The sequence below is a fragment of the Sinomonas notoginsengisoli genome (assembly GCF_021554725.1).
Taxonomy (GTDB): domain Bacteria; phylum Actinomycetota; class Actinomycetes; order Actinomycetales; family Micrococcaceae; genus Sinomonas; species Sinomonas notoginsengisoli.
This window is the reverse complement of the sequence record NZ_JAIZDP010000002.1, coordinates 268,753-293,129: the sequence shown is the minus strand read 5'-3', so window position 1 is coordinate 293,129 and position 24,377 is coordinate 268,753. Positions and strand designations below refer to the sequence as shown.

25 protein-coding genes are annotated in these 24,377 nt (G+C 69.1%); 15 read left to right on the top strand and 10 right to left on the bottom strand.

From position 1 onward, the window contains the following. Position 1: 1 nt before the first annotated feature. Positions 2-1,450, top strand: a complete 1,449-nt coding sequence (locus tag LF262_RS06945) for a xylulokinase (RefSeq protein WP_235779562.1) — start codon at positions 2-4, stop codon at positions 1,448-1,450. Beyond that, positions 1,447-2,715, top strand: coding sequence for a D-arabinono-1,4-lactone oxidase (locus LF262_RS06940; RefSeq protein WP_235779561.1), 1,269 nt, complete (start codon positions 1,447-1,449; stop codon positions 2,713-2,715). Before LF262_RS06945 ends, LF262_RS06940 begins: the two co-directional genes overlap by 4 nt. A 127-nt stretch (positions 2,716-2,842) precedes the next feature. On the opposite strand, the gene LF262_RS06935 is transcribed toward LF262_RS06940, so the two are convergent. The 3 genes from LF262_RS06935 to LF262_RS06925 form a co-directional block, all read right to left on the bottom strand. After that, on the bottom strand, positions 2,843-3,361 hold the full coding sequence (locus LF262_RS06935; RefSeq protein WP_235779560.1) for an MFS transporter: 519 nt from the start codon (positions 3,359-3,361) through the stop codon (positions 2,843-2,845). 442 nt (positions 3,362-3,803) lie between these two features. Next, positions 3,804-3,995: a hypothetical protein gene (locus LF262_RS06930; RefSeq protein WP_235779559.1), complete on the bottom strand. Its 192-nt coding sequence runs from the start codon at positions 3,993-3,995 to the stop codon at positions 3,804-3,806. Positions 3,996-4,208: 213 nt separating this feature from the next. Next, complete coding sequence (locus tag LF262_RS06925; protein WP_235779558.1) at positions 4,209-5,087, bottom strand: SDR family oxidoreductase; 879 nt, start codon at positions 5,085-5,087, stop codon at positions 4,209-4,211. Between the two features lie 82 nt (positions 5,088-5,169). On the opposite strand from LF262_RS06925, the gene LF262_RS06920 reads away from it, so the two are divergent. From LF262_RS06920 to LF262_RS06910, 3 genes are all read left to right on the top strand, one after another. Next, on the top strand, positions 5,170-5,787 hold the full coding sequence (locus LF262_RS06920; protein ID WP_235779557.1) for a TetR/AcrR family transcriptional regulator: 618 nt from the start codon (positions 5,170-5,172) through the stop codon (positions 5,785-5,787). After that, a complete protein-coding gene (locus tag LF262_RS06915; protein ID WP_235779556.1) occupies positions 5,784-5,954 on the top strand; it encodes a YqaE/Pmp3 family membrane protein in 171 nt (56 codons plus the stop codon). The genes LF262_RS06920 and LF262_RS06915 overlap by 4 nt, the downstream gene beginning before the upstream one ends. Positions 5,955-6,345: 391 nt before the next feature. After that, positions 6,346-6,606 carry an immunity protein Imm33 domain-containing protein gene (locus tag LF262_RS06910; protein WP_308190498.1) on the top strand — a complete coding sequence of 87 codons (261 nt, stop codon included), beginning with the start codon at positions 6,346-6,348 and terminating at the stop codon, positions 6,604-6,606. A gap of 56 nt (positions 6,607-6,662) precedes the next feature. Here LF262_RS06910 and LF262_RS06905 read toward each other — a convergent pair whose 3' ends face one another. Then, the gene (locus LF262_RS06905; RefSeq protein WP_235779554.1) at positions 6,663-6,893 is read right to left on the bottom strand and encodes a hypothetical protein; all 231 of its coding nucleotides are present in this window, start codon (positions 6,891-6,893) and stop codon (positions 6,663-6,665) included. A 334-nt stretch (positions 6,894-7,227) separates the two neighbouring features. On the opposite strand from LF262_RS06905, the gene LF262_RS06900 reads away from it, so the two are divergent. From LF262_RS06900 to LF262_RS06890, 3 genes are all read left to right on the top strand, one after another. Beyond that, entirely contained in the window at positions 7,228-8,550 is a 1,323-nt protein-coding gene (locus LF262_RS06900) for a hypothetical protein (RefSeq protein WP_235779553.1), read from the top strand. Positions 8,551-8,707: 157 nt separating this feature from the next. After that, positions 8,708-10,159, top strand: coding sequence for a TIGR00366 family protein (locus LF262_RS06895; RefSeq protein WP_235779552.1), 1,452 nt, complete (start codon positions 8,708-8,710; stop codon positions 10,157-10,159). Next, positions 10,152-11,417, top strand: coding sequence for an amidase (locus tag LF262_RS06890; RefSeq protein WP_235779551.1), 1,266 nt, complete (start codon positions 10,152-10,154; stop codon positions 11,415-11,417). Before LF262_RS06895 ends, LF262_RS06890 begins: the two co-directional genes overlap by 8 nt. Before the next feature lie 135 nt (positions 11,418-11,552). On the opposite strand, the gene LF262_RS06885 is transcribed toward LF262_RS06890, so the two are convergent. The 3 genes from LF262_RS06885 to LF262_RS06875 form a co-directional block, all read right to left on the bottom strand. Then, positions 11,553-13,160 carry a carboxyl transferase domain-containing protein gene (locus tag LF262_RS06885; RefSeq protein WP_235779550.1) on the bottom strand — a complete coding sequence of 536 codons (1,608 nt, stop codon included), beginning with the start codon at positions 13,158-13,160 and terminating at the stop codon, positions 11,553-11,555. A 129-nt stretch (positions 13,161-13,289) separates the two neighbouring features. After that, positions 13,290-14,507: an aminotransferase class I/II-fold pyridoxal phosphate-dependent enzyme gene (locus LF262_RS06880; RefSeq protein ID WP_235779549.1), complete on the bottom strand. Its 1,218-nt coding sequence runs from the start codon at positions 14,505-14,507 to the stop codon at positions 13,290-13,292. Positions 14,508-14,546: 39 nt separating this feature from the next. Next, the gene (locus tag LF262_RS06875; protein ID WP_235779548.1) at positions 14,547-14,804 is read right to left on the bottom strand and encodes a metal-sensitive transcriptional regulator; all 258 of its coding nucleotides are present in this window, start codon (positions 14,802-14,804) and stop codon (positions 14,547-14,549) included. 133 nt (positions 14,805-14,937) lie between these two features. Between LF262_RS06875 and LF262_RS06870 the strand changes: the two genes are divergently transcribed. The 3 genes from LF262_RS06870 (at position 14,938) to LF262_RS06860 (ending at position 17,315) form a co-directional block, all read left to right on the top strand. Continuing rightward, complete coding sequence (locus tag LF262_RS06870; RefSeq protein WP_235779547.1) at positions 14,938-15,720, top strand: sulfite exporter TauE/SafE family protein; 783 nt, start codon at positions 14,938-14,940, stop codon at positions 15,718-15,720. A gap of 192 nt (positions 15,721-15,912) precedes the next feature. Beyond that, positions 15,913-16,731, top strand: coding sequence for an oxidoreductase (locus LF262_RS06865; RefSeq protein ID WP_235779546.1), 819 nt, complete (start codon positions 15,913-15,915; stop codon positions 16,729-16,731). A 38-nt stretch (positions 16,732-16,769) separates the two neighbouring features. Then, a complete protein-coding gene (locus LF262_RS06860; RefSeq protein ID WP_235779545.1) occupies positions 16,770-17,315 on the top strand; it encodes an SRPBCC domain-containing protein in 546 nt (181 codons plus the stop codon). Positions 17,316-17,420: 105 nt separating this feature from the next. On the opposite strand, the gene LF262_RS06855 is transcribed toward LF262_RS06860, so the two are convergent. Further along, positions 17,421-18,710 carry a serine/threonine-protein kinase gene (locus tag LF262_RS06855; protein ID WP_235779544.1) on the bottom strand — a complete coding sequence of 430 codons (1,290 nt, stop codon included), beginning with the start codon at positions 18,708-18,710 and terminating at the stop codon, positions 17,421-17,423. Positions 18,711-19,015: 305 nt separating this feature from the next. On the opposite strand from LF262_RS06855, the gene LF262_RS06850 reads away from it, so the two are divergent. The 3 genes from LF262_RS06850 (at position 19,016) to LF262_RS06840 (ending at position 21,957) form a co-directional block, all read left to right on the top strand. Beyond that, positions 19,016-19,432 (top strand): SRPBCC family protein, encoded by a 417-nt coding sequence (locus LF262_RS06850; protein ID WP_235779543.1) that lies wholly within the window; start codon positions 19,016-19,018, stop codon positions 19,430-19,432. Beyond that, positions 19,429-20,826 (top strand): MFS transporter, encoded by a 1,398-nt coding sequence (locus tag LF262_RS06845; protein WP_235779542.1) that lies wholly within the window; start codon positions 19,429-19,431, stop codon positions 20,824-20,826. The genes LF262_RS06850 and LF262_RS06845 overlap by 4 nt, the downstream gene beginning before the upstream one ends. Before the next feature lie 75 nt (positions 20,827-20,901). After that, positions 20,902-21,957 (top strand): lactonase family protein, encoded by a 1,056-nt coding sequence (locus tag LF262_RS06840; protein ID WP_235779541.1) that lies wholly within the window; start codon positions 20,902-20,904, stop codon positions 21,955-21,957. A gap of 65 nt (positions 21,958-22,022) precedes the next feature. On the opposite strand, the gene LF262_RS06835 is transcribed toward LF262_RS06840, so the two are convergent. After that, positions 22,023-22,598 (bottom strand): hemerythrin domain-containing protein, encoded by a 576-nt coding sequence (locus LF262_RS06835; RefSeq protein WP_235779540.1) that lies wholly within the window; start codon positions 22,596-22,598, stop codon positions 22,023-22,025. Positions 22,599-22,743: 145 nt separating this feature from the next. Beyond that, positions 22,744-23,349 carry a LysE/ArgO family amino acid transporter gene (locus LF262_RS06830; RefSeq protein WP_235779539.1) on the bottom strand — a complete coding sequence of 202 codons (606 nt, stop codon included), beginning with the start codon at positions 23,347-23,349 and terminating at the stop codon, positions 22,744-22,746. A 69-nt stretch (positions 23,350-23,418) separates the two neighbouring features. On the opposite strand from LF262_RS06830, the gene LF262_RS06825 reads away from it, so the two are divergent. Then, positions 23,419-24,324 (top strand): ArgP/LysG family DNA-binding transcriptional regulator, encoded by a 906-nt coding sequence (locus LF262_RS06825; RefSeq protein ID WP_235779538.1) that lies wholly within the window; start codon positions 23,419-23,421, stop codon positions 24,322-24,324. Positions 24,325-24,377: the final 53 nt, after the last annotated feature.

The following is a 24,377-nucleotide window of genomic DNA, read 5'->3' as shown; positions in this document are numbered from 1 at the left end:
CATGGCCACCCTCGTCGCCGGCGTCGACAGCTCCACACAGTCCTGCAAAGTCATCATCCGTGATGCCCAGACCGGGGCGGCTGTGCGCTCGGGATCGGCCCGCCACCCGGAGGGCACGGAGGTCCACCCGGACGCGTGGTGGGACGCCCTCCAAGCCGCCGTCGCCGCGGCGGGCGGCCTCGACGACGTCGCTGCCGTCTCCATCGCAGGCCAGCAGCACGGCATGGTCTGCCTCGACGCATCCGGTGCCGTGGTCCGCCCGGCCCTGCTGTGGAACGACATCCGCTCCGCCGGGACCGCGGAGACGCTCATCAAGGAGGCGGGCGACGGCGACGAGGCGGCCGGTGCGCGGTGGTGGGCCCAGACGACCGGAACTGTGCCGGTCGCCTCGATCACAGCGGCCAAGCTGCGCTGGCTGGCCGAGAACGAGCCCGCGAACGCTGAACGAACGGCGGCCGTGTGCCTCCCGCACGACTGGCTCACCTGGCGGCTCGCCGGGTATGGGGCAGGGTCGGGGGAGCCGGGCCTCGCCGCCCTGGCCACCGACCGCTCCGATGCTTCTGGGACCGGGTACTGGTCACCGGCCTCAGGAGAGTATCTCCCGGCCGTGCTCAAGCAGACCCTCGGGCACGTTCCGGTCCTGCCGCGGGTGCTCGGCCCGTTGGAAGCCGCGGGCCGCGCCCGCACGGTGGCGCGGACGGGTGCTCTTCTCGGCCCGGGTGCCGGGGACAATGCGGCAGCCGCGCTGGGGGTCGGAGCGGGCGTCGGCGACGTCGTGGTCTCGATCGGAACCTCGGGCACGGTGTTCGCCGTCGCCGGGCACGCGACGTCGGACGCGTCCGGGCTCGTGGCTGGCTTCGCCGACGCGGCGGGCCATTACCTGCCGCTGGTCTGCACGCTCAACGCCTCGCACGTGCTCGACGCCAGCGCGGCGCTGCTCGGCGTCACGCTGCCCGGGCTGACGGAGCTCGCGCTCTCTGCGTCTCCCGGGGCCGAGGGCCTGACACTCGTTCCCTACTTCGAAGGGGAGCGGACCCCCAACCTGCCGGATGCGACCGGGTCCCTTCACGGGCTCACGCTGAGGAACTACACGCGGGCGAACCTGGCGCGAGCGGCGGTCGAGGGGATCGTGTGCGCCCTCGCGGACGGCCTGGCCGCGCTCACCGCGCAACGGGTCGCAGCGGAGCGGATCATCCTCGTGGGCGGAGCCGCGCGGTCAGAGGCCGTCCAGCAGGCCGCCGCCGGAATCTTCGGCCTACCCGTCCTCGTGCCCGAGGCCGGCGAGTACGTCGCCGACGGCGCAGCCCGCCAAGCCGCGGGAGTCCTCGGGGGCCGGTTCCCCGACTGGGAGGAAACACGCACGGCCCCGATCGCCTCGCCTCCCCTTTCCGGCGTCCTCGAGCGGTACCGCGCCGTCGTCTCAGCTACTTATACGGAGGGACGGCCATGAAGAACTGGGCAGGGAACCTCGAGTACTCCGCGGCCTCCGCGATCCGGCCCACGACCACTGCCGAGCTGGCGGAGGTGGTCGTGGATGCCGGGCGCCGCGGCGGCCGTGTCAAGGCCTTAGGGTCGCGGCACTGCTTCAACGATGTCGCCGACACCCCTGGTCTGCACGTGCTGCTCGACCGGCTGCCGGGTGGGATCGAGGTGGATTCGTCGCGCCGTGTCGTGCGCGTGCCCGCAGGGTGCACGTACGGGGAGCTGGGGCTCGCGCTCGAACGCGCGGGCTGGGCGCTCCACAATATGGCGTCCCTGCCGCACATCTCCGTGGCCGGGGCGGTCCAGACCGGCACCCACGGCTCAGGCATGAGGAGCCCGGGACTGGCATCGGCGGTGAAGGCGGTCGAGTTCGTGCGCGCGTCCGGGGAGACCGACCGCCTAGCGGAGGGGTCTGGCGATGAGTTCCTCGGCTCCGTCGTCAGCCTCGGGGCTCTGGGCATCGTCACCTCGCTCGAGCTCGCGATCGAGCCGAGCTACCAGATGCGCCAACAGGTGTTCGAGGACTTGCCGTGGGACGAGGTGCTCGCCGACTACGACGCCGTGGCTGGAGACGGCTACAGCGTATCGCTCTTCACCGACTACGCGGGGGACACGGTGCAGCAGGCATGGCGCAAGGTGAAGTGCGAGGCCAGCGACGAAGGCGCGGCAGAGCCTCCCCATGCCTTCCATGGCGCCGTGCGCGCAACCAGGCCACGGCACCCGCTTCCGGAGATGGACGCCGTGAACTGCACGCAGCAGCTCGACGTGCCCGGGCCGTGGCTTGATCGGCTCCCGCATTTCCGTCATGAGTTCACCCCGAGTGCGGGCGACGAGCTCCAGACCGAGTACCTGCTTCCGCGCTCACACGCTGCCGAGGCGCTCCGGACAGTGCGCGGCCTCGCGGCGAAGCTCGCGCCGCTCCTGTTCGTCTCCGAGGTCCGGACCGTCGCATCGGACGAGTTCTGGCTGAGCCCCTCGCAGGGCCAGGAGAGCATTGCGCTGCATTTCACTTGGCGGCCCCTGCAGGCCGAGGTCGAAGCGTTCCTGCCCGAACTCGAGGCCGCACTCTCGCCGTTTGCACCCCGTCCGCACTGGGGGAAGTTGTTCGCGCTGGCCCCTTCGCAGCTCAGGGGCTTGTACCCCCGGTTCGTCGACTTCCACGACCTGGCGGCGAAGCGCGATCCGGGAGGAGTCTTCCGCAACGGCTTCCTGGACCGGGTGCTGGGGACGTAGGCGGCGCCGCGGGGGCGCAAGCCTTCGCACGGCGCCGACCGCCCAGCTATTCCTTCGCTGCACTGCGGGAGAAGTTCAGGACATTGGCGCCACAGCAGTTGCAGATCGACGAGACGTCGCGTCATCCTCAGTCGATGACGCGGTTCTTGCCCTCAGGGGTGAAGAAAGTGGTCACTGCCGCGAGGGCGAGCAAGCCTGCCCAGAAGAGGGCGATGAGCCACACGCCCCCGCCGGCGATTCCGAGGGCTTCCGCGATCACCGGGGTGAAGCCGGCGCCCAGCATCGAGCCGCCCTGGTATGCGAGGGATGCGCCGGAGTAGCGGCTGCGGGCGGGGAACTGTTCGGCGACGTAGGCGGTGATGGGGCCGCACAGGAAACCCTGGATGAGGCCGTTACCCAGGAGCATGGCGAGTCCGAAACCCCACACTGTGCCGTCCGAGAGCAGGGACACGATGGGGTAGGCGAGCACGACGCCGGCAATCGCCGCCGCGATGAACACCGGCTTGCGTCCGAGCCGATCGCTGAGGCGGGCCGCGTAGAGCGTCACGAAGAGGGTGATCACGGCGGTGACAGCCTTGAGGTTGAGCACGTCATTCTTGTCGACGCCGTGGCCGACCGCCGCGGACACGCCCCAGACGGTGGTCATGGCCTGGCAGGAGCGCGGGCCGCACCATGACCTTCCTCGAAGACGGCCAGACCGTCACCATGGCGGCCACCGCGCCGGGGCCCGGCGGGGCCACCATCTCGTTCGGCGAGGTGACCGGCAGGATCGAGCCCGCACGGTAGACTCGGCGACCAACGGGGCAGGGGCGCAGGGAGTACACCCAGCGCCCCTGCCTTGTGTCGAGCTCGAGTGCCAAATCAAGACAGGCGGATGCTACGCGGCTTGGGCTCCGTGTTTCGGGTGCCCATCGGGTTTCGTACGTGCATCTGAAATGAGACACAGGGCCCGGGCGCCGTCGACCGTGCCTTAGGGTGATGACCCCTTAGAACTCCGCCGCCTTGTCGCTGACTGCATTGTCGCCCGAGACGACGATCCACTCCGGTGCCATGAGGTAGCGGCTGTCGTGCTCACGGCCCTCCAAGGCTCATGCAACAACCAGTGGGTCGGCGTTGCCCTGGTTGGCGTAGAGGTTGACGAGCCGGGTGTCAGCGTCCGGCACTGTGGCCATGACTTCGACCAGCAGTTGAAGCACCCTCGGCGTCGTTGGATGGGCGTTGTGGTGCAGGGATTTGAAGTCCGGAAAACCTCGGGCCTCGTGCAATACAGCCTCTGGCACAACGGCACTCTCCAGAAAGTACTGGCTTGCTCTTCGCTGCCTCCCAAGCTGACTGAGCGCGTTCGTGTCGAGTGGCTCGCCGCCGCGACGGACTCCCCTGACCCCAGGCGGATGACGAGGGCATCGTTCCCGGATCGGCGGAGCGGCCTCGACGAGAGCCGCATCTAGCGGCTCCCGGTCGCCTGGTACGACGACGTCCGCTCGCCCACGTGCCTACTCGAAGTAGTGGCCCTTCGCGAGGTCTTCCAGGAGGCCGGGCTGCACTGGGCTCCACGGGAGCGTGTGCTGGGTGAGCCAGCTCGACGCCGGTTGGTCATGAGCGAGGATCCCGCCCAGGAAGCCGAACTGCTCGGGCGGGACGGACGCCGTTGGAAGCCCCAGACGGCGTCCGATCCCGGCCGCAATCTCCCCGATGGGCACCCCCTCGTCCCCCACCGCATGAAGGACTGACCCGGCAGGCGCCTGCTCCACTGCGAGACGAAACATGTGAGCAGCGTCGAGCACGTGAACGGCCGGCCAACGGTTGGACCCGTCACCGACGTAGCCCGAGACTCCGCGTTCGCGGGCTATCGAGATGAGGCGGGCCACGAAGCCGTGGTCGCCTTCGCCGTGAACGGTTCGGGGCAAACGCACGACGACGGAACGCACCGCGTGCTCCGCCATGGCCAGAAGCGCTTGTGCGTTGGCTTCCCGCCCTGCGGCTGGAGAGCCGGAAGCGTTGCGGTCGTGCTCGGTGGCCACGCGCCCCGGGACCACAGGTGTGCCCGAGGCGATGACGAACGGCTTGCCCGATCCGACGAGCGCATCGCCCATCGCGCCGATGGCGTCGCCGTCTGCCTTTACTGCCGCGGGAAAGTCAGTGAAGTCGTGGATAAATGCGAGGTGGATGACGCCGTCGGCCGCTTCGGCTCCCGTGCGAAGGACGCCCAGGTCACCCAGATCGCCCCGGAGCACCTCGGCGCCCAGCGCGGTCACGACTTCGGCGGACGCTGCGGATCTCGCCAGCCCCACGACGTCATGACCCGCGGCAAGCAGCCCGGGAACGAGCGCGGAGCCGATCCATCCGGATGCCCCTGTCACAAAGATCTTCATGTTCCACTCCTCATGATGTCAGTCACTGTCATCACTAAGAGTACGACTGATGTCAGCGTCTGTCATCACCTATGATCGAGGTATGGGTCGATGGGAGCCGAACGCGCGCGGCCGCCTCGCCCAGGCGGCTTTAACGCTCTACAACGAGAAGGGATTCGATGCGACGACTGTGGCCGAGATCTCGGCGCGCGCGGGACTGAGCGAGCGGACCTTCTTCCGCCACTTCCCCGACAAGCGTGAGGTCCTCTTCTCTGGGACCGAGATGGTGCGTGATCTCCTCGCGCGCACCATCGCCGAAGTTCCCGCTACGGCAGCCCCCGTCCAGGCGGTCGGAGCAGCGCTCGGCGCGGTCTGCGGCATCATGCAGGAAGACCCCGAAAGGGTGAGGCTGCGTGACTCGGTGGTCTCGGCGCACACCGAGCTGCGGGAGCGCGAGCTCATCAAACTCGCGATGTTCGCCTCAGTCATGACCGAAGCCCTGATCGAACGCGGAGTCTCCGAACGCGTCGCGAATTTGGCTGCCGAACAAGGGGTCGCGATCTTCAAGGTTGCGTTTGCGCTTTGGGTGCGCGGCCCGGATGGCTCGAAACTGACGGACATCCTTCACGAGCTCATGGCCGAAGCCCGAGGCGTCCTGGGTGCGGTGTCGCGGCCGCACAGCTGTGCTGGGGGCTCTTCATGGCCCACTATGGGGCCATGAAGAAACTCCTGCTCATCGTCCTGTGCTTCATCCTCCCGCCTCTGGCCGTGTTCCTCCACGAGGGCCTGACCCGAAAGGTGCTCTGGGCCCTCCTGTGGCAGCTGCTCGGCCACGTGCCCGGTGTCATCTACGGCCTCTTGGTAGTAACGAAGGACCCGGCCAAATAGGTCTGGGAAGGCCGACAACCAGAGGAGGGGTTCCTGTATTCGAGGAAAGGGTTGAGGGCGAAGACCTCGTCAGGCCTCGCCATCTGCACCCGCTCCCATCCCTCACGGTCTCGGCTCATGCGATTCGGCGAGGATGGAGGAATGTGCGACGTGAGCGACCGAATCGTGCAACACCGAATTGCTGATGGAGAGAGACGGAACCGGGAAGCACCGCGCACCTTCTCATTCCTCCTCGCCACGAGCGGGAGTCCCTGCGGCCAGGCGATTACGGCAAACTCTTGTTTGAAGTGATTGACCCGGTGCCAGATGATCCCGGCGCGGAACCCATGTGGGTGCAGGTGCTCGGCACGAACGTACCTCGCACAATCACAACTACCGGAGTCGGTAGAAGGTGTTGGTCAGCCGTCGAAGCCTAGAGAGGGACCTTCGTCCGGAGTATGTGTATCGTGAAAATCCCGACAATGAACGTGATTCTGGCTGGGGTGCCATGATCGGTGACGAGACTGACACCGAAATCAACGACGCTTCGAACGTGATGGTCCAGGCGCTTGAGTATCTGCGGAACCGCTGGCCGGAGCTGCGGCCCGTATTCGAAACGGAGCCGCGCAGGCTGCGATCGATCACCATGTCCGGCAAGCGCACGCCCGAGTGATTGCCGACGCGGGGCGAACCCTCGAGTTATATCGCAATTGGAACGGGTCCGGCGCTCTAGGCGAAGAGGGACCGTGCCTCTTCGAGCGAGATCTCGCGCCCCGGGTAGTCTCGTCGTCGCTGTGGGAGCCTGGCCGGTCCGTAGGAAGCATCGCTGTCGGCAGGGATTCCTAGCGCAGCCAGATACTCGAGGAGCAGTGTCCGATCGAACCTGTGGCGGATACGACGGGCGGTGTACCGTTCTGGCCTCTCGAAGTCGAAGAGATATCTCCCGAGGAGAACCCTCATCGGCCATCAGTCGTTGTCGCTGATATTGACCGGACCTACATGAGCGGCGGGCTGCCGGTGGGCCCGAAGACTTCTCATTGGGTTTCGCTGTGCTCGGGGCCATACGGAGGCCGCAGCTCGCCACGGCACATCGAACTCCGAGGCGGCTGGACAGAGCCGGGCGAGGGGCCGTCTTCCGAGCGGGCGAGCGAGCTGTAGACGAGGCCGAGGTGAGCACACCGTAGACGCAGTGGAAGACAAAGTTGCTCAAAATGTACTTCCAGCCGAGAAGCGATCACCGCGCTATGGTGTCTCCGGGACAGGGAACCGATCGGTCGGCCGCTTAGGAGTTCCGATGACCAGCACGCCAGTGACCAACGCCCAGGAGCTCGCGGAGGCCCTCAGCAGCGGGGCTAGCGAGATCGAAGTGCAGGGGACCATCACAGGCTCTGGGATGATCACGCTGCCGCCGGGCACTACGCTGCGCGGGGGGACGCTGCAATTCGGTGCGAAGGGCGTTCGCCTCACCAAGGACAACACGCTCGACCGCGTCACGGTGCTCACTGAGCCAGACGAGATGGCCATCCTCAACGACACCTCTGTCGAGGACTTCGGCCGGCTCACGCTCAAGAACGTGACGACGCGGGGCCAAGTGTGCCTCATGGCACAGGACGCCGTCCGGGCGGGCCACGTGCAGATCGAGGGCCTAACAATCGAGGCTGCCGATGTGCGCGGACGTGCGCTGCGCCCGCACGGATTCGGCGTCGAAGCGCTCCAAGGGGCGCTCACCGTCTGGAACCGCCAGCCCGACCCCGTCGTGACGATCACCGCCGAGGTGCTCGACGTCGTCGTCGGTTCAAAGGAGCAGCCGGTGTGCGGCAGCGGAGTGCTCGTGGGCGGCCACGGCGACTGGTCCGGCAAGGCCGACGGCGGCGCCCTCTCCGTCGGTGAGCTGCGCACCGGGGAGATCCACACCGACGGGCGCATCCCCGGGGGCACCCCGGACGTCATCTCTGGAGGAGTGTTCGTCATCTCCGGGGCAAGCGTGGACAGTGTGGTCAACGCCGGCCCGGTCACCACTTACGGGCAGAACGACATGGTGCTGGACAACTGGGGCATGGTGAAGAGATGGACGGCGCAGGCGCCGGTGACCTCGCACGGGCCGAGTGGGATCGGGTTCGTGAATTTCGGAGACATCGACGTGCTGGATGTGGAGGACACCATCCGGACCACCGGCAAGGGTGCCCGGGGGTTCAACCTCTACGACGGCTCGCTGCGCGAGGCCCGCTTCGCCTCCATTGAGACGACCGGGGACGGGTCGGTGGGCATCCAGATCAGCAAACCTCTCGGTAGCCTCTCGGTGGTCGGAGATGTCATTACCAGTGGCGGCGAGGGCATGAGCCTCGTCAAGGGCGTCCAGATGCCGCTCAAGGCCATCGCGCTGAGCATCAAGCCCGGAGGCGAGGTCGACTCGATCACCATCGGCGGCAGGCTCGCGACCACGGGGGACAACGTGGCCACCGTCGAGATCGAGGGCACGGTCAGGGAATTCGAGGTCGCGGGCGGAATCAGCGCCGAAGGCAAAGGCTCTGATGCCGCCTGGCTCGGGCCGAGCGTGGCCGCCCTCGAGGGGGCGGACATCACGGCCTCCGACGGCGAAACCGTCGTCCGCCTCTGATGCGGGTGGACATGGGCACCGAGGAGTTCGTAGCCTCAGAGTGATCCGGACCACCGGCGTTGCGCCTTGATGTGGTCCTACCAAGTGGTAGCTTCCCGTCTGTCGGCCAACGGAGCCCAGACAGCGGGACGAGCCGACCCGATCACTGAGGAAGACCATGTCCAGCTCACCGAAGACCGGCCCACACGGCGCCACCGCGGTCGAGGCCCCGCGGAAGACCCTGATCCAGCGCTTCACGGACCTCTGCGTCCGCTACGTCGAGCGCTTCATGCCGGATCCGTTCCTCTTCGCGGTCATCCTGACCCTGCTCGTGGTGGTCATGATCGTGTTGTGGGTCCCGCACGCGTCGCCCCAGGGCATCCTCGAGGGCTGGTACCAGGGCGTCTGGGGCACCAACAACATCTTCACCTTCGCGCTGCAGATGGTGCTGATCCTCGTTAGTGGCTACACGCTCGCCGAGGCACCGGCCGTGAAGAGGGGCCTGATCTGGCTGGCCTCGAAGCCGCGGAACCAGATCGAGGGCGCGTTGATGTGCTTCGGCGCCGCCGCCGTGGCGAACATCCTCAACTGGGGCCTCGGCCTCGTGGTTGGCGCGCTGCTCGGTCGCCGTGTCTTCGCGCGACTGTCCAAGGCCAACTTCGGATACATGATTGCCGCGGGATACATGGGCTACATGCTCTGGACCAACGGCTTCTCCAGCTCGATCGCCCTGGCCAACACCGACCCGACGAGCAAGCTCAACGTCATCTACACGGCGACCCACCAGCTCGTGCCGCTCGAGCTCACCATCCTGCAGCCCTACAGCTGGGTGACCGTTCTCGTGGTCACCGCGGCACTGGCACTGCTGATCTGGAAGATGGCCCCGCACGAGACGGACGAGGTGGACCGCGAGGCCCTGCTGGGTGCCGACGCGATGGGCGCTCAGCCGCCGCAGGCGGGGGCGAGGCCGGGCGTCCGGCGGTCCTTCGCCGAGCGCCTCGAGGGGCTGTGGATCCTCAACGTGCTGCTCTTCCTCGCCGGCGCCACCTACTTCGTCATCAGCGGCTTCAACCTGAACATCTCCTCCATGGTGATGCTCTTCACCATCCTCGCCGCCCTCCTGCACGGCACGCCGATCCGGTTCATCCGGGCCTTCACGGACGCGGCCAAGACCTGCGGGCCGCTGCTGCTGCAGTACCCGCTCTACGGGGGCATCGTGGGCCTGCTCGCCTATGCCCCGGACACGCACACCAGGCCGCTGCAGGCCGTCATCTCCGCGTCCATCGTGGCGGGTGCCACGACCGCGACGCTGCCGTTCCTGAACTTCATCGGGTCCATCATCATCTCCCTCTTCGTCCCCTCGGGCGGCGGGCACTGGGGTGTCCAGGGCCCCATCGCGGTCGAGGCCGCCCGGCAGCTGGGCGAGAACTCGCCCGCCTACCTCGGCAAGGTCTCCATGTCCGTCGCGGCAGGAGAGGCGGTGGCCAACATGATCCAGCCCTTCTGGCTCCTGCCGGTGCTCGCGATCGCCAAGCTCAGCGTGCGGAAGGTCATGGGGTACACGGTGGCCGCGTTCCTGGTCGGCTCCGTCATCTTTGGCATTGCGATGCTGATCATGCCGCATGTCTGACCTGCCTGGGCAGGGCCGCGGCGTGAGCGTGGCCGAGGCTGCCGAGGCGTGCCTCGCCGTGATCAGAGAACGGGAGCCGGCCCTGAGGGCGTTCGCCCATCTGGACGAGGACGCAGTGCGCCGGGCGGCCAGGGGGCTGGACGAGGCTGAGGATAAGCAGCTCCCGCTCAGGGGACTGCCTGTGGGGGTCAAGGACTTGATCGACACGGCGGACATGCCCACGGAGTACGGATCGCCGATCTACCGCGGGCACCGGCCGGTGGCCGACGCGGCCGTGGTGCGTGCCCTCCGCGCTGCTGGGGCAATTCCCATGGGCAAGACGGTCACCACCGAATTCGCCCTGTTCCAGGCTGGCCCCACCCGCAATCCGCTCGATCCCGACCGGACCCCGGGTGGCTCCTCCAGCGGCTCCGCGGCGGCCGTCGCGGCGGGCCTGCTCCCCATCGCCTTGGGCACCCAGACCGCCGGCTCGATTACCCGGCCCGCCTCGTTCTGCGGAATCGTCGGATTCAAGCCGACCTTTGGAGCGATCGACCGCGAGGGCGTGCTCCCGGTCAGCGGGACGCTGGACACTGTGGGACTGCTGGGCCGGGATGTGGAACGCGTGGCCGCGGTGTTCGACGTGCTGCGTGCCGATCAGCCTGCCCCCCAGCCGGTGCCGCCAGCGCGGCCAACCCTCGGATTCGCGCGTCCTGCAGAGTGGGAGCAGGCGGAGCAGTACACGCGGGACGGCATCGACGGGCTGGAGCAGCGCCTGCCGGACGGCGGATTCGGTGTGGTGGACGTCGAGCTGCCCGCGAGCTTCGTTGGCCTGAGCGCGGCCCAGAACACGGTCATGGAATACGAGGCCGCCAGGAACCTCGGGCCTCGCTGCGAGGGGAACTGGGCCTTGGTTAGCCCGCGGCTGACCGAGCTGCTGCACCGCGGCGCCTCAATCCCAGAGCGCGACTACCGTCAGTCCCTCGAGCTCGCCGAGGCATGCCGGGACGAGCTCGGTTCCGTCTTCTTTGGGATCGACGCTCTGGTTGTCCCAGCCGTCCTGGGCGAGGCCCCGCCAGCCTCGGAAGGGACCGGTGATCCGCTCTTCTGCCGCGCGTGGACGCTGCTGGGGTGCCCTACCGTGGCGCTGCCGCTGCTCTCCGGACCGTCCGGGCTCCCGGTCGGGATCCAGCTGGTCGGCAACCTCCACGACGACGACCGCCTGCTGGCCACGGCGGCGGCCCTTGCTCGGTGGAAGCAGGCCTACGCCTCCCACTGACACGACCAGGGGCGGACGGGGACGCACGACGCCGGTGCGTGGGCTGGCGTCGTCGGCCCGCCTCAGGCGATCTCGCCACAATTGGCCACGAGGACCTTGGCGAAGAGTGGGGCTTCCTTCAAGTGGGTCAGGTCCTCACATCCTGAAGACGCCGAACGAGGTGTCCGGCAGTGGCGATTGGGCCACAACTGCGAGAGCCATCCCGAGCACGCGGCGCGTGTGGGCGGGATCGATCACGCCGTCGTCCCAGAGCCGGGCGGTCGAGTAGTAGGGGCTGCCCTGGTGCTCGTACTGGTCCTTGATGGGCGCCTTGAAGGCCTCTTCGTCTCCGGCCGGCCAGTCCTCGCCGCGCGCCTCGAGCTGGTCCCGCTTGACCGTCGCGAGCACGGAGGCGGCCTGGTTCCCGCCCATTACCGAGATGCGGCTTGCCGGCCACATCCACAGGAATCTGGGCGAGTACGCGCGGCCGCACATCGAGTAGTTTCCCGCGCCGAACGAGCCGCCGATCACCACAGTCAGCTTGGGCACGCGTGTGGTCGCGACCGCGGTGACCATCTTCGCCCCGTGCTTCGCGATCCCCCCGTGCTCGGCCTCGCTGCCCACCATGAAGCCGGAGATGTTCTGCAGGAACACGAGCGGGATGCCGCGCTGGTCGCACAGTTCGATGAAGTGCGCGCCCTTCATGGCCGACTCGGAGAACAGGACCCCGTTGTTCGCCACGATCCCGACGGGGTGGCCATCGATGCGCGCGAAGCCAGTGACGAGGGTCGCCCCGTAATCCTTCTTGAACTCGTGGAACTCGCTGCCGTCGACAAGCCGGGCAATGACCTCGTGCACGTCGTACTGGGCGTTGACGTCGGTGGGCACCACACCGTAGAGCTCGGCCTGATCGGCCTTGGGCTCGACGGCGGTGCGCACCTCCCAGGCCGGGCCCGCAGCGGGCGGCAGGGTCTCGACGATGCTCCGGACCGTCTCGAGGGCGTGCTCGTCGTTCTCCGCCAAATGGTCCGCGACGCCGGAGACAGCGGCGTGGACGTCTCCTCCGCCCAGCTCCTCCGCTGTGACGATCTCGCCGATCGCGGCCTTCACGAGAGGCGGGCCGCCCAGGAAGATGGTGCCCTGGTTCCGGACGATCACGGTCTCGTCGCTCATCGCGGGCACGTACGCCCCGCCGGCCGTGCACGAGCCCAGGACGGCGGCGATCTGCGGGATCTTCGCCGCCGACAGCCGGGCCTGATTGTAGAAGATGCGGCCAAAGTGCTCCCGGTCGGGGAACACCTCGTCCTGCTTGGGCAGGAACGCGCCGCCGGAGTCGACGAGGTAGATGCACGGGAGGCGGTTCTCGAGCGCGATTTCCTGGGCGCGGAGGTGCTTCTTCACGGTCATCGGGTAGTAGGTCCCGCCCTTGACAGTCGCGTCGTTCGACACGACCATGACGTGCCGGCCGTGGACGAGGCCGATGCCGGCGATGATCCCCGCCGCCGGGGACGCGCCGTCGTACATCCCGTCCGCAGCAAGCGGAGCGATTTCTAGGAATGGGGAGCCCTCGTCGAGGAGCACATCGATTCGTTCCCGCGGGAGCAGCTTGCCTCGCGCAAGATGCCGCTCCCGGGACCGCTCGGGACCGCCGAGCGCCGCTGCGGCGAGGCGCTCGCGCAGCTCGGCGGCGAGGGCACGCTGGGCGGCGTCGTTCCCGGCAAAGTCTGCACTCCCGGGGTCGACGCGGGTGAGCAAGGTCTCCATCGGTCCTCCGTTGAGTTAGTGGTAATTAACTGAACTCAAATTTACCCGAACGAACTCAAATGTCTACAGGTGTCCCGATGCGGAGGATGTGCGAAGTGACCCGGGAACCTGCGCCTTTGCCCGGTGCGCTCAGGCGCGGCGCTGGAAGCGGAGGATGCGCTCGATCGCGGTCTCCACGGCCTCCTGGCCCGCCGCGAAGGAGAGCCGCACACCCCGGGTGCCGTGCAGGCCGTCGAAATCAGTGCCCGGGACGAGGGCGACCGCCTCGGCCTCGAGCAGCTGCCGGGCATACTCCCGGGAATCCCCGAACCGCTCGAGCTGGTTCCCCAGCTCGGCATAGAGGTAGAACGCGCCATCAGCGGGGGCCGCCGGCCCCCAGCCCAAGGCTGGAAGGGCGTCGAGCAGTGTCCGCCGGGTGCGTGCGTAGTCCGTGACCCAGGCATCCGCCTGGGCGTACGAGTCGAGCGAGAACGCCTCAACCGCCGCGAGCTGGGACGGCGCCGGCGGGCACAGGGCCACGTTTCCCGCGAGGGCGTCCACCGCCCCCACGAGCTCCTCGGGCAGGAGGGCCCAGCCGAGCCGCCAGCCCGTCATGCCCCAGTACTTCGAGAAGCTCGAGATGACGATGCTCTCCCGATCCAGCTCCCACGCGCACACGCCGCGTGGGTCATCCTCCGTGGCGCCGGAGGCATCCGGGTACGTGATCCCGTGGTAGATCTCGTCGCTCACAAGCCGCACGTCGTTGATCGCGCACCAGTCCGTCAACGCGGTGAGCTCGGCGCGGTCCACCATGGTCCCTGTCGGGTTGGCGGGCGAGGCGAGCACTAGTCCGGCGAGCGGGCCACGCGCGGAAGCGGCGGCGTCGAGCATCGCAGGGGTGGGCTGGTAGCGGGTGTCCGGACCGGCGTCGAGCTCCACGACCTCGCAGCCCAGCGCGGCGAGGATGTTCCGGTAGGCGGGGTAGCCAGGACGGGCGAGGGCCACCCGGTCGCCGACCTCGAATGAGGCGAGGAAGGAGAGGAGGAACGCGCCCGAGGAACCTGTGGTCACCGCGACTTGGGCCGGATCGACGTCCAGGCCGTACCAGCGGTGGTAGTGGCCGGCGATCGCAGCGCGGAGTTCTGCGGTGCCGAGGGCGGGGGTATACGTGAGGGCCCGGCCGGAGGCGTGGATCGCAGCGGCCTTCGCGGAGACGGCTGCCGGCGCCCCGCCCGAGGGCTCGCCTGCGCACAGGCTTACGACGTCCCGCCCAGCCGCCCGCAGCGCGTCGACGCGGGCCAGGATGTCCATGACCGCGAACGGAGGGACCTGCGAGCGAGACGAGGCGGCGAGGCGGCGGAGGGTCATGGCCCCCAGCTTGTCATACGAGGTTAGAGGGCGGCCGCCTCAGGCGAGGCTGAGGAACATCTTCTCGAGCTCGGCCACGTCTCCGCCGCGCTCTGGGTGGGCGATGCACTGCTGCAGGTTCGTGGCGATGATCGCGAATCCTGCCTTGTCCACCGCGCTCGAGACGGCCGAGAGCTGCGTGATGATCGCCTTGCAGTCCTGGCCCTCCTCGAGCATGCGCACCACCGCGTTGAGCTGGCCCTGCGCCCTCTTCAGCCGGTTGATGGCCGCCCTCATCGACTCAGGCTCGACATCCATGGAAATCCTCCTTCAAGTAGTCGCGCCGCAAGACGCTTCATTCAGTGTACCCCTGTGGGTATTTTGACATACCCCCTACGGTATTACATACTCGAACTACGTGATTGGCCGCACCATTCCCCAGGAGCTCAGCATGATCGCCCTGCCTCTGCTCGCGGCGCTCGCCGTAGGCGCCGTCATCGGCCTCTTCGGCTCCGGCGGAGGGATCCTCGCCGTCCCGGCGTTCGTCCTCCTCGGGCTCGAGGCGCACGACGCCGTCGCCGCCTCGTTGCTCGTCGTCGCATCTGCCGCCGTAGTCGCCCTCATCGGGGGTGCATGGCGGAATGCGCGCTGGGGGATTGCCGGGACCTTCGCCATCCTCGGTGCCCCTGCCGCAATGGCTGGCGCCGCAATCGGGCGCGGAATCCCTGGGCCCTACCTCCTCCTCGGTGTCGCCGTCCTCGCGGCAGCGGCCGCGGTCGCCGCCCTGCGGCGCAAGACCGAAGCGGGCGACGAGATCCGCTGCTCGACAGGCAGCACCGCCGCTCGCCTGCGCTGCTGGGCGCCGAGCGCGCTGGCCGCGATCGGTGTGGGCTTCCTGACCGGACTCCTCGGCGTGGGCGGCGGCTTCCTCCTCACCCCGGTTCTCCTGGTCGCCATGCGGCTCCCCCTCCGCGCCGCCGCGGCGACGTCCCTGCCGGTCATCGCCGTCAACTCGCTGGCCGGGCTTGCCCAGCACGGCGAACAGCTCCTGCGGGCCGGTGCCACGGGGGTGCCCCTAGCGCTCCTGGCCGTGGCCGCCGTCGTGGGATCCCTCGCTGCCGCGCGCCTCGGCGGCAAAATCCCGCCCCACGCCCTGCAGCGCGCGTTCATCGTGCTGCTCGCGGCGGTCGGCGCCGGCACCGCCGTCGTGGGGACCGCCGGCCTCCTCGCCTGAACTTCCGTAGACCCGCCGCCCACGGATGGGGGCATGGCGCGCCGCGGGCCTTCAATGATAGTTTTCCCGCCAACTGTTAAATAAACTGGTAGACACCCCGTGGGGTATCGAGGCCTGGTGGGGTCCCCCCTTCCCACCAGCGCCTCTGCTCCACGGGGCCCACTTCCGCAGGGGCAGGGTAGCGTGGTCGGCATGCAGGTTGCTCTGGTGACAGGTGCGTCGAGCGGGATCGGCGAGGCTACGGTGCGCGCCCTCCTGCGTGCGGGCTACATCGTCTACGCCGCCGCACGCCGGGTGGAGCGGATGGAGGGCCTGAGGCACGACGGCGCCCGCCTCCTAGCGCTCGACCTCACCGACGACTCCTCGCTCACGGACGCAGCCCGCAAGGTCCTGACAGAGGCCGGCCGCATCGACGTTCTCGTGAACAACGCCGGCTATGGCTCCTACGGGGCGCTCGAGGAGGTCTCGATCGCGGAGGGCCGTCGTCAGTTCGAGGTCAACGTCTTCGGGCTCGCCCGCCTGATCCAGCTCGTCATCCCGGGCATGCGCGAGCGCCGCTCCGGCACGATCGTGAACGTGTCGTCAATCGGCGGGCAGTACTACGAGCCGCTCGGGTCCTGGTACCACGCGACCAAGTTCGCGGTTGAGGGCCTCTCCGACTCCCTGCGGATCGAACTGCGCCCCTTCGGCGTCCGTGTCGTGGTCATCCAGCCGGGATCCATCAGGTCGGAGTGGGCCGAGATTGCCCGCTCCTCCCTCCTCGAAACGTCGTCGAAGGGCCCGTACGCGAAGAACGCCCGCCGCGTTGCCGGGGTGCTCACGTCCGCGTACCTCCCCGGGATCGCGTCTCCGCCGGAGGTCGTTGCGCGCGTGATCGTCCGTGCCGTCCAGTCCCCGAATCCGGCGCCCCGCTATCGCGTGGGGATGGGTGCCAAGCCGATCCTCGCGCTGCGCAAGATCCTGCCGGACCGGGTCTTCGACGTCATCGTGCGCGCGGTCTACCGCCACTAGGCATAGGGAACATCCCGACCTATTCATGAGGGGAAGCGATGGAGGAACTTGACGGCCAGTACGCCGAGATCGAGGGCCGCGGGGCCGTGACGTTCATCCGGTCCTTCCCGGTGGGCGCCAGCCACGCGTGGGCGGCCGTGAGCACTGCGGAGGGGCTCGCCGGCTGGTTCCCCTCGAGCGCAGCGGTGGATCTTGAGGGCGGAACGGTGACGTTCAGCGGTGACCCGAATGCAGCTGCTGGAGCAGAGGGCAGCCCCGAGCGGATTGTCGACTGGGATCCACCCCGGCGCTGGGCTTTCGAATGGGGCGGGGACCTCATGGAGTTCCTCGTCGAGGGCTCCGAGGCGGAGGCCGAGCTCACGCTGCGGAACTGGCTCGCCGACAACTCCGCCGCGGCGCGCAACGCCGCTGGGTGGCATGTATGCCTCGGCGAGCTCGCCAAGAAGTTCGGGGGAGCGCTCCCGGCGGGTCCGCATGCCACGCCGGGGCCCGAGGGGCCGGCGGACTGGGGACCACTGTACGAGGGCTACGTGAAGGCAGGCCTTCCGAGTGGGGCGCCGATTCCCGGGCGAGACAGCGCCTGATCCATGTGGCGGCGGTCTTGGCGAGTCCAGAGCACCCGCAACGGGCCACCAGAGACCCCCTCACGTGGGGCAGAGGCGGGGGCAGGGCCGGGGAGTCTGGCCGGCTCAGTCGTCGGCGGACTGTGGTGCGCTCTGGGCCTTCTTGGCCTTCCCGTTGGCCTTGGGAGGTTCGGGGGCGGGGACCGAACTAGCGGCCGGCGTTGGCTCCGCGGCCTGGGCGGGCAGCACGTCGGCAGGAGGGGAGGCGAGTTGGCTGGGTGCGACTGAAGACACCGTGGCCGGCGGCACCTCCTGAGATGGTGCGGGGATGGCGGCCCTGAGGATGAGCGGAACGACCACGAGCAACGCCGACAGGACCCCTACTACTGTGGCGCCCCAGACGAGGCGGCCGCGCCGAGGCCGGCTCGTTGCCCCCGGCCGCGCTCCCGAACGCGCGCGCGAGTGCCCGCGGTGGGGTTCGTCGGCCAGTCCGAGAACCCTCGTCCCCAAGGCAGGAGTGGCCGGGGCCATCGCCTCTGTCACCACCTCCGTCGCGGATGCGGTTGTCCCGGCGGCCGGGAGATCGCCTCGGAGAACCCCGAGGACTTCGGAGGCCTCGGGGCGGTCGGCGACATTGCTCGACGTCATGCGCGTCAGGAGAGCGACCCAGGACTCTCCGAGGTGCGCTGGGATGTGCGGGGAGCGCAGGAGGCGCGCCACAGCCGCCTCGACCGCGCCACCGGTGAACTCCATGGCGCCCTTGAGGGCCTCGAGCAGCACGAGCCCCAGCGAGTAGATGTCCGAGGCGGGCCCGACCTTCTCCCCGCGTGCCTGCTCCGGACTCAGGTAGTTCGCGGTGCCGATCGTCGTGTTGGTCACGGTGAGCTTCGAGGCATCAGTGAGGCGTGCTATCCCGAAGTCCGTGAGCTTGGCCGGCCGTTCGCTGCCGGAGGCGGCGGGGACGAGGATATTGGCCGGCTTGATATCGCGGTGCACGATCCCGAGCGAATGGACATACGCGAGCGCGGAGGCGAGGTCGACGCCGAGCCGCCGCACGGCGTCGGACGTGAGCCGTCCGGCGGCAAGATGCTGGCGCAGGTCCGTCCCGTGCACGAACTCCATGACGAGGTAGGCAACGTGGGCGGTGCCGTCTTCCTGGGTGTCCGTTCCGGCGTCGTAGAGCCGGACAAGGCTGGGGTGGTTGAGGCGCGCGAGGACCTGCATCTCGCTCCGACGCCGCTCTTCGTGGCGCGGATCCGGGGCGTGCGTGCGGAACGTCTTGACGGCCACATCGCGGCCCAGGACCTCATCACGGGCCCGGTGCACTGTGGCCATCGCACCGCTTCCCGCGAGCTCGAGGAGACGGTACCTGCCGCCGACAATGACAGGCTCGAGCTCAGTCTTGCCCTCGGCCACGTCTTGCCCCTTCTCGCCCCTCCACCCGCCTCCTTAAGCCTAGTCGACGCAAGGGCGTGCACCGCGCAAGACTCGGCGCACGAGAAGGCCCGATCCTGCGCGGGAACCACGTGTGGTCGGGCCTCTCGTACATGGCTGGAACCACACCGACTGGCAGGTGTATTCCCTGCGGCGATTCTCAGCCGTCGATGACTTGCGGCCGGCCGAGGGCTTGAGGCCTTCGACGCCAGCCTTGACCGGCCGCGCCCGCTGCTTGACGCGGCGTCCACGGTTCGGGCTGGCGGCGCCTGGCGTACCCTGATCGGGTGTCTGAGTTCCGTCATCTGGGCGTCCCGATCGCCCTGTCGCAGCGCGCCGTCGCGGCGTTCGCCGGCAACCCCGCGAACCTCCCGCGGTGGGCGGCGGGCCTGGCCGCGGGGATCCGCGAAGAGCGCGGGCGCTGGCTCGCAGAGTCACCCATGGGTCCCGTCGAGGTGCGCTTCGTCGGGGACACCGCCGCGGGCATACTCGACCATGAGGTCGCCCTCCCAGACGGGACCAGAGTTTTGAACCAGTTCCGCATCCTCGACGACGGCCCCCACAGCCTTGCGGTGTTCCACCTGCGCCGCGCAGAGGGCGCCACGGAAAAGGCCTTCGAGGCCGACGCCGCAGCAGTCCAGTCGGATCTCGAGGCACTCCGCCGTGTCCTCGAGGGCGGTTTGCCCGAGGCGGGTGCTGTATGACCGAGACATCCCAGCAGACCCGGGCGCGCGGCGCCGTGCGCGTAGCCCTGCGTGGCGGGCCGCACCGCGCATGGCTCGTCGCCGCAGTGACCCTGCTCGCCCTCGTGGCCGCGGCCGCGTTCCGCTCGACCACCGGCGCTCTGTTCGAGCCGCTCGAGGCCGAGTTCGGCTGGACGCGCGCCGAGACGTCCGGCGCCGTGACCGCGAACCTCGTCATCTACGGGCTCGTCGCGCCGTTCGCCGCGGTGCTCATGGAGCGGTTCACGCTGCGCAAGGTTGTGGCCGCGGCCCTCCTGCTGGTCGCGGCGGGGAGCGCGCTGACCACCGTCATGACGGCCGCGTGGCAGCTGTGGGCCCTGTGGGGGGCGTTCATCGGGGTCGGGACGGGCATGCTCGCGCTCGTCTTCGGCGCTGTCGTGGCGAACCGGTGGTTCGCTCAGCGGCGGGGCCTCGTCATGGGCTTCTTCTCAGCGGCGAACGCGTGCGGGCAGCTCGTGTTCCTGCCCGTCGTGGTGCACCTGGCCGCTCACGAGGGCTGGCGGACCGCCGCTCTGCTCGTCGCGGTGTTCGCGCTCGCGATCGTGCCCCTGCTCGCGTGGCCGTTCGCGAACTCGCCCGCCGAGGTGGGCCTCGCCCCCTACGGCACCGCCCCTGTTGACGCTGTTGGCGCTGCTGGCACTGATGGCGCGGGAACGGAAGCAGCGCACGACGCCGCCCGGTCACCCGAGCGCGAGGCGCCGGCCCAGCGGGAGGAGGCACCCGCCGTCGTGCGCCGGAACGCAGCCGCCGAGGCGCTCGCGGTGCTCCGCGAATCGCTGCGCTCGCGCCCGTTCTGGATCCTGCTCTTCACGTTCTGGGTGTGCGGCTGGAGCACCAACGGGCTCATGCAGACCCACTTCATCCCCGCCGCCCACGATCATGGCATGCCACCCACCACTGCCTCGGGGCTCCTCGCGCTCATCGGCGTCTTCGACGTGATCGGCACCGTCGCTTCCGGGTGGCTCACCGACCGCATGCGCCCCTGGATCCTGCTCGTCGCGTACTACGCGCTGCGCGGAGCCTCGCTGCTGACGGTCAACGCGCTGCTCGGGCCGGACGTCGAGCCGCCGCTGTGGATCTTCATCGTGTTCTACGGCCTCGACTGGGTCGCGACCGTTCCACCCACCGTGGCGCTGTGCCGCGAGTACTTCGGGGCGGCGAGGAGCTCGGTGGTGTTCGGATGGGTGTTCGCCTCGCACATGGTGGGCGCCGGGGTGGGTGCGTTCCTTGCTGGATGGGGCCGTGAGGCGACCGGGACGTACCTGGCGGCATGGATTTCCGCAGCAGCGCTGTGCTTCGCGGCCGCCGCGAGCCTGTTCTTCCTGCCGCGGAACCGGCCTGCGCTCGTGGGCTGAGGCCTCTTGCGTGTGCGGCGCGGGAGTTCGGGGTAGGACCGGGGGACACACCTCCCACCGGAAGGCGGACCGCCCGTGACCGACCAGCGAACCCTCGTCGCCATCGCCTGCGCCGGAGCCGGCGCCGTCGACCTCCTCGCGCTCCATACCGCGAGCGGCAAGCTCGAGCCGCTCACCCGGCACACCGGGCTCGACGGCGTGGCCGCCCTTGCCTTCGGTCCCGATGGCACGCTTAGCGCCGCGTGCAACGGCGAGCCGCCGCGCGTCGTCGTGCTCCCTGCGGACGGCGGCGGGGAGGGCCAGGCGCGCAAGCTCCCGGCCTCGACGTGCTTCATCACGCTGGCGCCGGGCGGTGACGCGCTGTTCAGCGCATCGTACGGGGAAGGGCGGCTCGACCTGGTTCCCCTGCCGGGCAGGCCGGGCGCGGTGCACACCTATCAGACTGGGCGAAACACGCACTGTGCGGTGGTCAGCCCTGACGGCCAGTTCCTCTATGCGACCTCCCTCGGCGACGACCGGGTGAGCTGGTTCGCGCTCGATCCGTCCGGTCTAGGGGAGGCGGCGCACGACGCCGCGACCTCCCCGAGCGGCCACGTCGCCGCGGAGCAGGGCTCCGGGCCAAGGTACATCCGGCTGAACCGGGCCGGCGACCGTGCCTACGTGGTGCACGAGCTTTCCGGTGAGGTCGCGGTCTACGAGCGGTCTGCCGAGACAGGCCGGCTCAGCCTGCTCCAACACGTTTCCGCCGTCCAAGGGCTGGACCTGGCGCCGGGCGAGGTGCGCTCGGCCGAGAGGCCGGATCCGGGGCCGCACGTCATCTGGGCAGCTGACCTGCGCCTCACCCCCGACGAGCGCTTCGTGTACGTGACCGAGCGCTCCACCAGCACCGTGGCAGGGTTCGCGGTGCGCGGGGAGGGCCTGCTCGAGTTCCTGGGCCGCATCGAGACCGAGAATCAGCCGTGCGGAACGGCCGTGGACCCCTCCAGCCAGTTCCTGCTGGTGGCCGGCGAGGGTTCGCATCACGTGACGGCATACCGGATCGACCAGGACGGGGCCCTGTCAGAGGCGTCCGGGGCGCGGACCAGCTCGGGGCCGCTCTGGATTGAGTGCGGCCCCATGGCCACCGGGTAGTCCGAACTTTCCGGCGGGTAGTCCGGGCTTGTCGGCGGGTGGTCCAGGCTTTCTGAAGGGGCCGTTCAGCCCGTGTGACGTCCGCTGAGCTTGTCCAGCAGGCGGTCCACCATTCCCACGCCGGGTCCCACCGTTTTGTGGAACAGCTCGGAGTGCGGCGCGTGCGGGTGCGGGCGGGTGGGGGCGAGCTTCTTGGCGCCCTCGACCTTCTTGCCCATCTCGACGAGATCGTCGTATGGGATGTGGGCGCGCAGCTTCGGGAACTGCTCGGACTCCTCGTCATGGGCGTGGTGGCGCAGCTTCTCCTCGAGCTCCTGGACGAGCGGCATGAACCCGGCGTTCGCCGCGTCGACTGCCTCGAGCTGCTTCATGAGGTGCACGAGTTCGGCGTGCTCGCCCTTGTCGTGCTCGACCTCTTCGGTCCCGTTGGGGATGTGCTTCTCCATGGCGGGGTACACGTACATCTCCTCGGCGACGGCGTGGCGCATCACTTCGGCGATCACGGTGTCCGCCAGATCGCGACGACGGGCTGGATCGCCGGCCTCCTCGATAGTCTCTATCAGGTCCACCATGTCTTGGTGGTCTCGCGTGAGGATGGAGACGACGTCCGGCTCGGTAGGCCCTGCGGGAACTGCGGTCACGGCTTCCTCCTTGGTCGTGGGGCACTCATACCGCGTGCTTACCCCGTCCCGAGGATGGCAAGCAGCCAGGAGGGCCGCCGGCCTGCGGCCCACGGTGCGCCGCAGGCCGATGCGCCCGTGCGCTTCGACAGCGGCTTGCCGTGGATCACCCACTGAAGGTGAGCATCGCCGCGAGGCTGACCATGAGCGCGGCCACGAACCCGTCCAGCACCCGCCATGCGGCCGGGCGCGCGAAGAAGCCGCTCAGGGCCCGGGCCCCGTAGCCGATGGTGGGGAACCAGACGGCGCTCGCGGTCGCGGCACCGGCACCGAAGGCCCAGCGGCCGTCTCCCTGGGCATTGGCCAGCGAGCCGAGGAGCACGAGCGTGTCGAGGTACACGTGCGGGTTGAGCCAGGTGAGCGCGAGGGCGGTGCCGAGCGTGGCCCACAGTGTGCCGTTGCCGCGGCCCTCGGCGGCGTGCAGCGTGCCGGGACGCAGTGCGCGTTTTGCCGCGAAGAACCCGTACGCCACGAGGAAGGCAACGCCCACCCAACGGATCACCTGCAGGACTGCCGGCGCCCCCTGCACCACGGCTCCGATCCCTGCGACGCCGGAGAAGATGAGCATGGCGTCGCTGGCGGCGCACACGAGCACCACGGCCAGCACCCATTCGCGTTTGATCCCCTGTCGGAGCACGAACGCGTTCTGAGCGCCGATCGCCACAATGAGGCCCAAGCTCGCGCCGAGGCCGGCGAGGTAGGAGAGGAACACTCTTCGACGGTACGGGTCGAATATATGAAGATCAACTAACCCATTTTCAGCCTCCATTAGAATCTTTTCATGGACTTGGAGCAGCTGCGGGCGCTGGCCGCCGTCGTGGACCAGGAGACGTTCGAGGCCGCCGCGGATGAGTTGCGGATCACGCCTTCCGCCGTGAGCCAGCGGATCAAGGCACTCGAACGCAGCGTGGGCAGCGTTCTGGTCCGGCGCCTCAAGCCCGTGGTGCCCACGCCTGCGGGGGAGCGGCTCCTGCGCTCGGCACGCCAGCTGCTCCTGCTCGCCGACGAGGCGCTGCTCGCCCTCCGTTCGGACCACGCGCACGACGCCGCCGGGCCGGGTTACGAGGGCGGCGCCGGCACCGAGCGGCTGCGGGTGCCGATCGTGGCCAACGCGGACTCGATCGCCACCTGGCTGCCGCACGCGATCCGCGAGGTCGCGCTGGGAGGACGGATCGCCGTCGAGCTTCTCCGCGACGACGAGCACGCGACCGCCGACCTGCTGCGCTCCGGGGATGCCGTCGGGGCAGTGACGGCGGACCCGCGGCCGGTGCAGGGGTGCAGCGTGCGGCCGCTGGGGACGATGGTGTACAGGGCCAAGGCCTCGGCCGAGTTCGTGGCGCGGTGGTTCCCCTCGGGGGCGACGCCCGAGGCGCTCGCGGCCGCTCCGGTGATGCAGTACGACCGCAAGGACAGCCACCAGCTCGCGCTCCTGGCACGCGTTGCGCCGGAGGCAACGCCGCCACAGCACTTCATCCCCGACTCGGTGCAGTACGTCGAGGCCGTATGGGCCGGGCTCGGGTGGGGCATGGTTCCGGACCAGCAGGACCCGGACGGGCTGCTCGTGGAGCTGGACCCCTCATGGAGCGAGGACCTCGAGCTGTACTGGCAGTCATGGACCCTCGACTCGCCGGGACTCGCGGAGGTCGGCGACGCGATGGTGCGCGCCGCAGAAGTGCTGCGCCGCTGACGATGGGGATCATGGTTGAGCAGGGTGGGGCGCGTCGTGGCCAGCCCCCGTAG

Excerpts from the sequence above, each read along its gene's own strand:
- LF262_RS06865 (WP_235779546.1), top strand. The coding sequence starts at position 15,913 with ATGCAGGTTGCTCTGGTGACAGGTGCGTCGAGCGGGATCGGCGAGGCT.
- LF262_RS06925 (WP_235779558.1), bottom strand. The coding sequence starts at position 5,087 with ATGAAGATCTTTGTGACAGGGGCATCCGGATGGATCGGCTCCGCGCTC.
- LF262_RS06940 (WP_235779561.1), top strand. The coding sequence starts at position 1,447 with ATGAAGAACTGGGCAGGGAACCTCGAGTACTCCGCGGCCTCCGCGATC.
- LF262_RS06885 (WP_235779550.1), bottom strand. The coding sequence starts at position 13,160 with ATGGAGACCTTGCTCACCCGCGTCGACCCCGGGAGTGCAGACTTTGCC.
- LF262_RS06845 (WP_235779542.1), top strand. The coding sequence starts at position 19,429 with ATGACCGAGACATCCCAGCAGACCCGGGCGCGCGGCGCCGTGCGCGTA.
- LF262_RS06870 (WP_235779547.1), top strand. The coding sequence starts at position 14,938 with ATGATCGCCCTGCCTCTGCTCGCGGCGCTCGCCGTAGGCGCCGTCATC.
- LF262_RS06945 (WP_235779562.1), top strand. The coding sequence starts at position 2 with ATGGCCACCCTCGTCGCCGGCGTCGACAGCTCCACACAGTCCTGCAAA.
- LF262_RS06920 (WP_235779557.1), top strand. The coding sequence starts at position 5,170 with ATGGGTCGATGGGAGCCGAACGCGCGCGGCCGCCTCGCCCAGGCGGCT.
- LF262_RS06875 (WP_235779548.1), bottom strand. The coding sequence starts at position 14,804 with ATGGATGTCGAGCCTGAGTCGATGAGGGCGGCCATCAACCGGCTGAAG.
- LF262_RS06905 (WP_235779554.1), bottom strand. The coding sequence starts at position 6,893 with ATGAGGGTTCTCCTCGGGAGATATCTCTTCGACTTCGAGAGGCCAGAA.
- LF262_RS06935 (WP_235779560.1), bottom strand. The coding sequence starts at position 3,361 with ATGACCACCGTCTGGGGCGTGTCCGCGGCGGTCGGCCACGGCGTCGAC.
- LF262_RS06890 (WP_235779551.1), top strand. The coding sequence starts at position 10,152 with ATGTCTGACCTGCCTGGGCAGGGCCGCGGCGTGAGCGTGGCCGAGGCT.
- LF262_RS06825 (WP_235779538.1), top strand. The coding sequence starts at position 23,419 with ATGGACTTGGAGCAGCTGCGGGCGCTGGCCGCCGTCGTGGACCAGGAG.
- LF262_RS06895 (WP_235779552.1), top strand. The coding sequence starts at position 8,708 with ATGTCCAGCTCACCGAAGACCGGCCCACACGGCGCCACCGCGGTCGAG.
- LF262_RS06915 (WP_235779556.1), top strand. The coding sequence starts at position 5,784 with ATGAAGAAACTCCTGCTCATCGTCCTGTGCTTCATCCTCCCGCCTCTG.
- LF262_RS06860 (WP_235779545.1), top strand. The coding sequence starts at position 16,770 with ATGGAGGAACTTGACGGCCAGTACGCCGAGATCGAGGGCCGCGGGGCC.
- LF262_RS06880 (WP_235779549.1), bottom strand. The coding sequence starts at position 14,507 with ATGACCCTCCGCCGCCTCGCCGCCTCGTCTCGCTCGCAGGTCCCTCCG.
- LF262_RS06900 (WP_235779553.1), top strand. The coding sequence starts at position 7,228 with ATGACCAGCACGCCAGTGACCAACGCCCAGGAGCTCGCGGAGGCCCTC.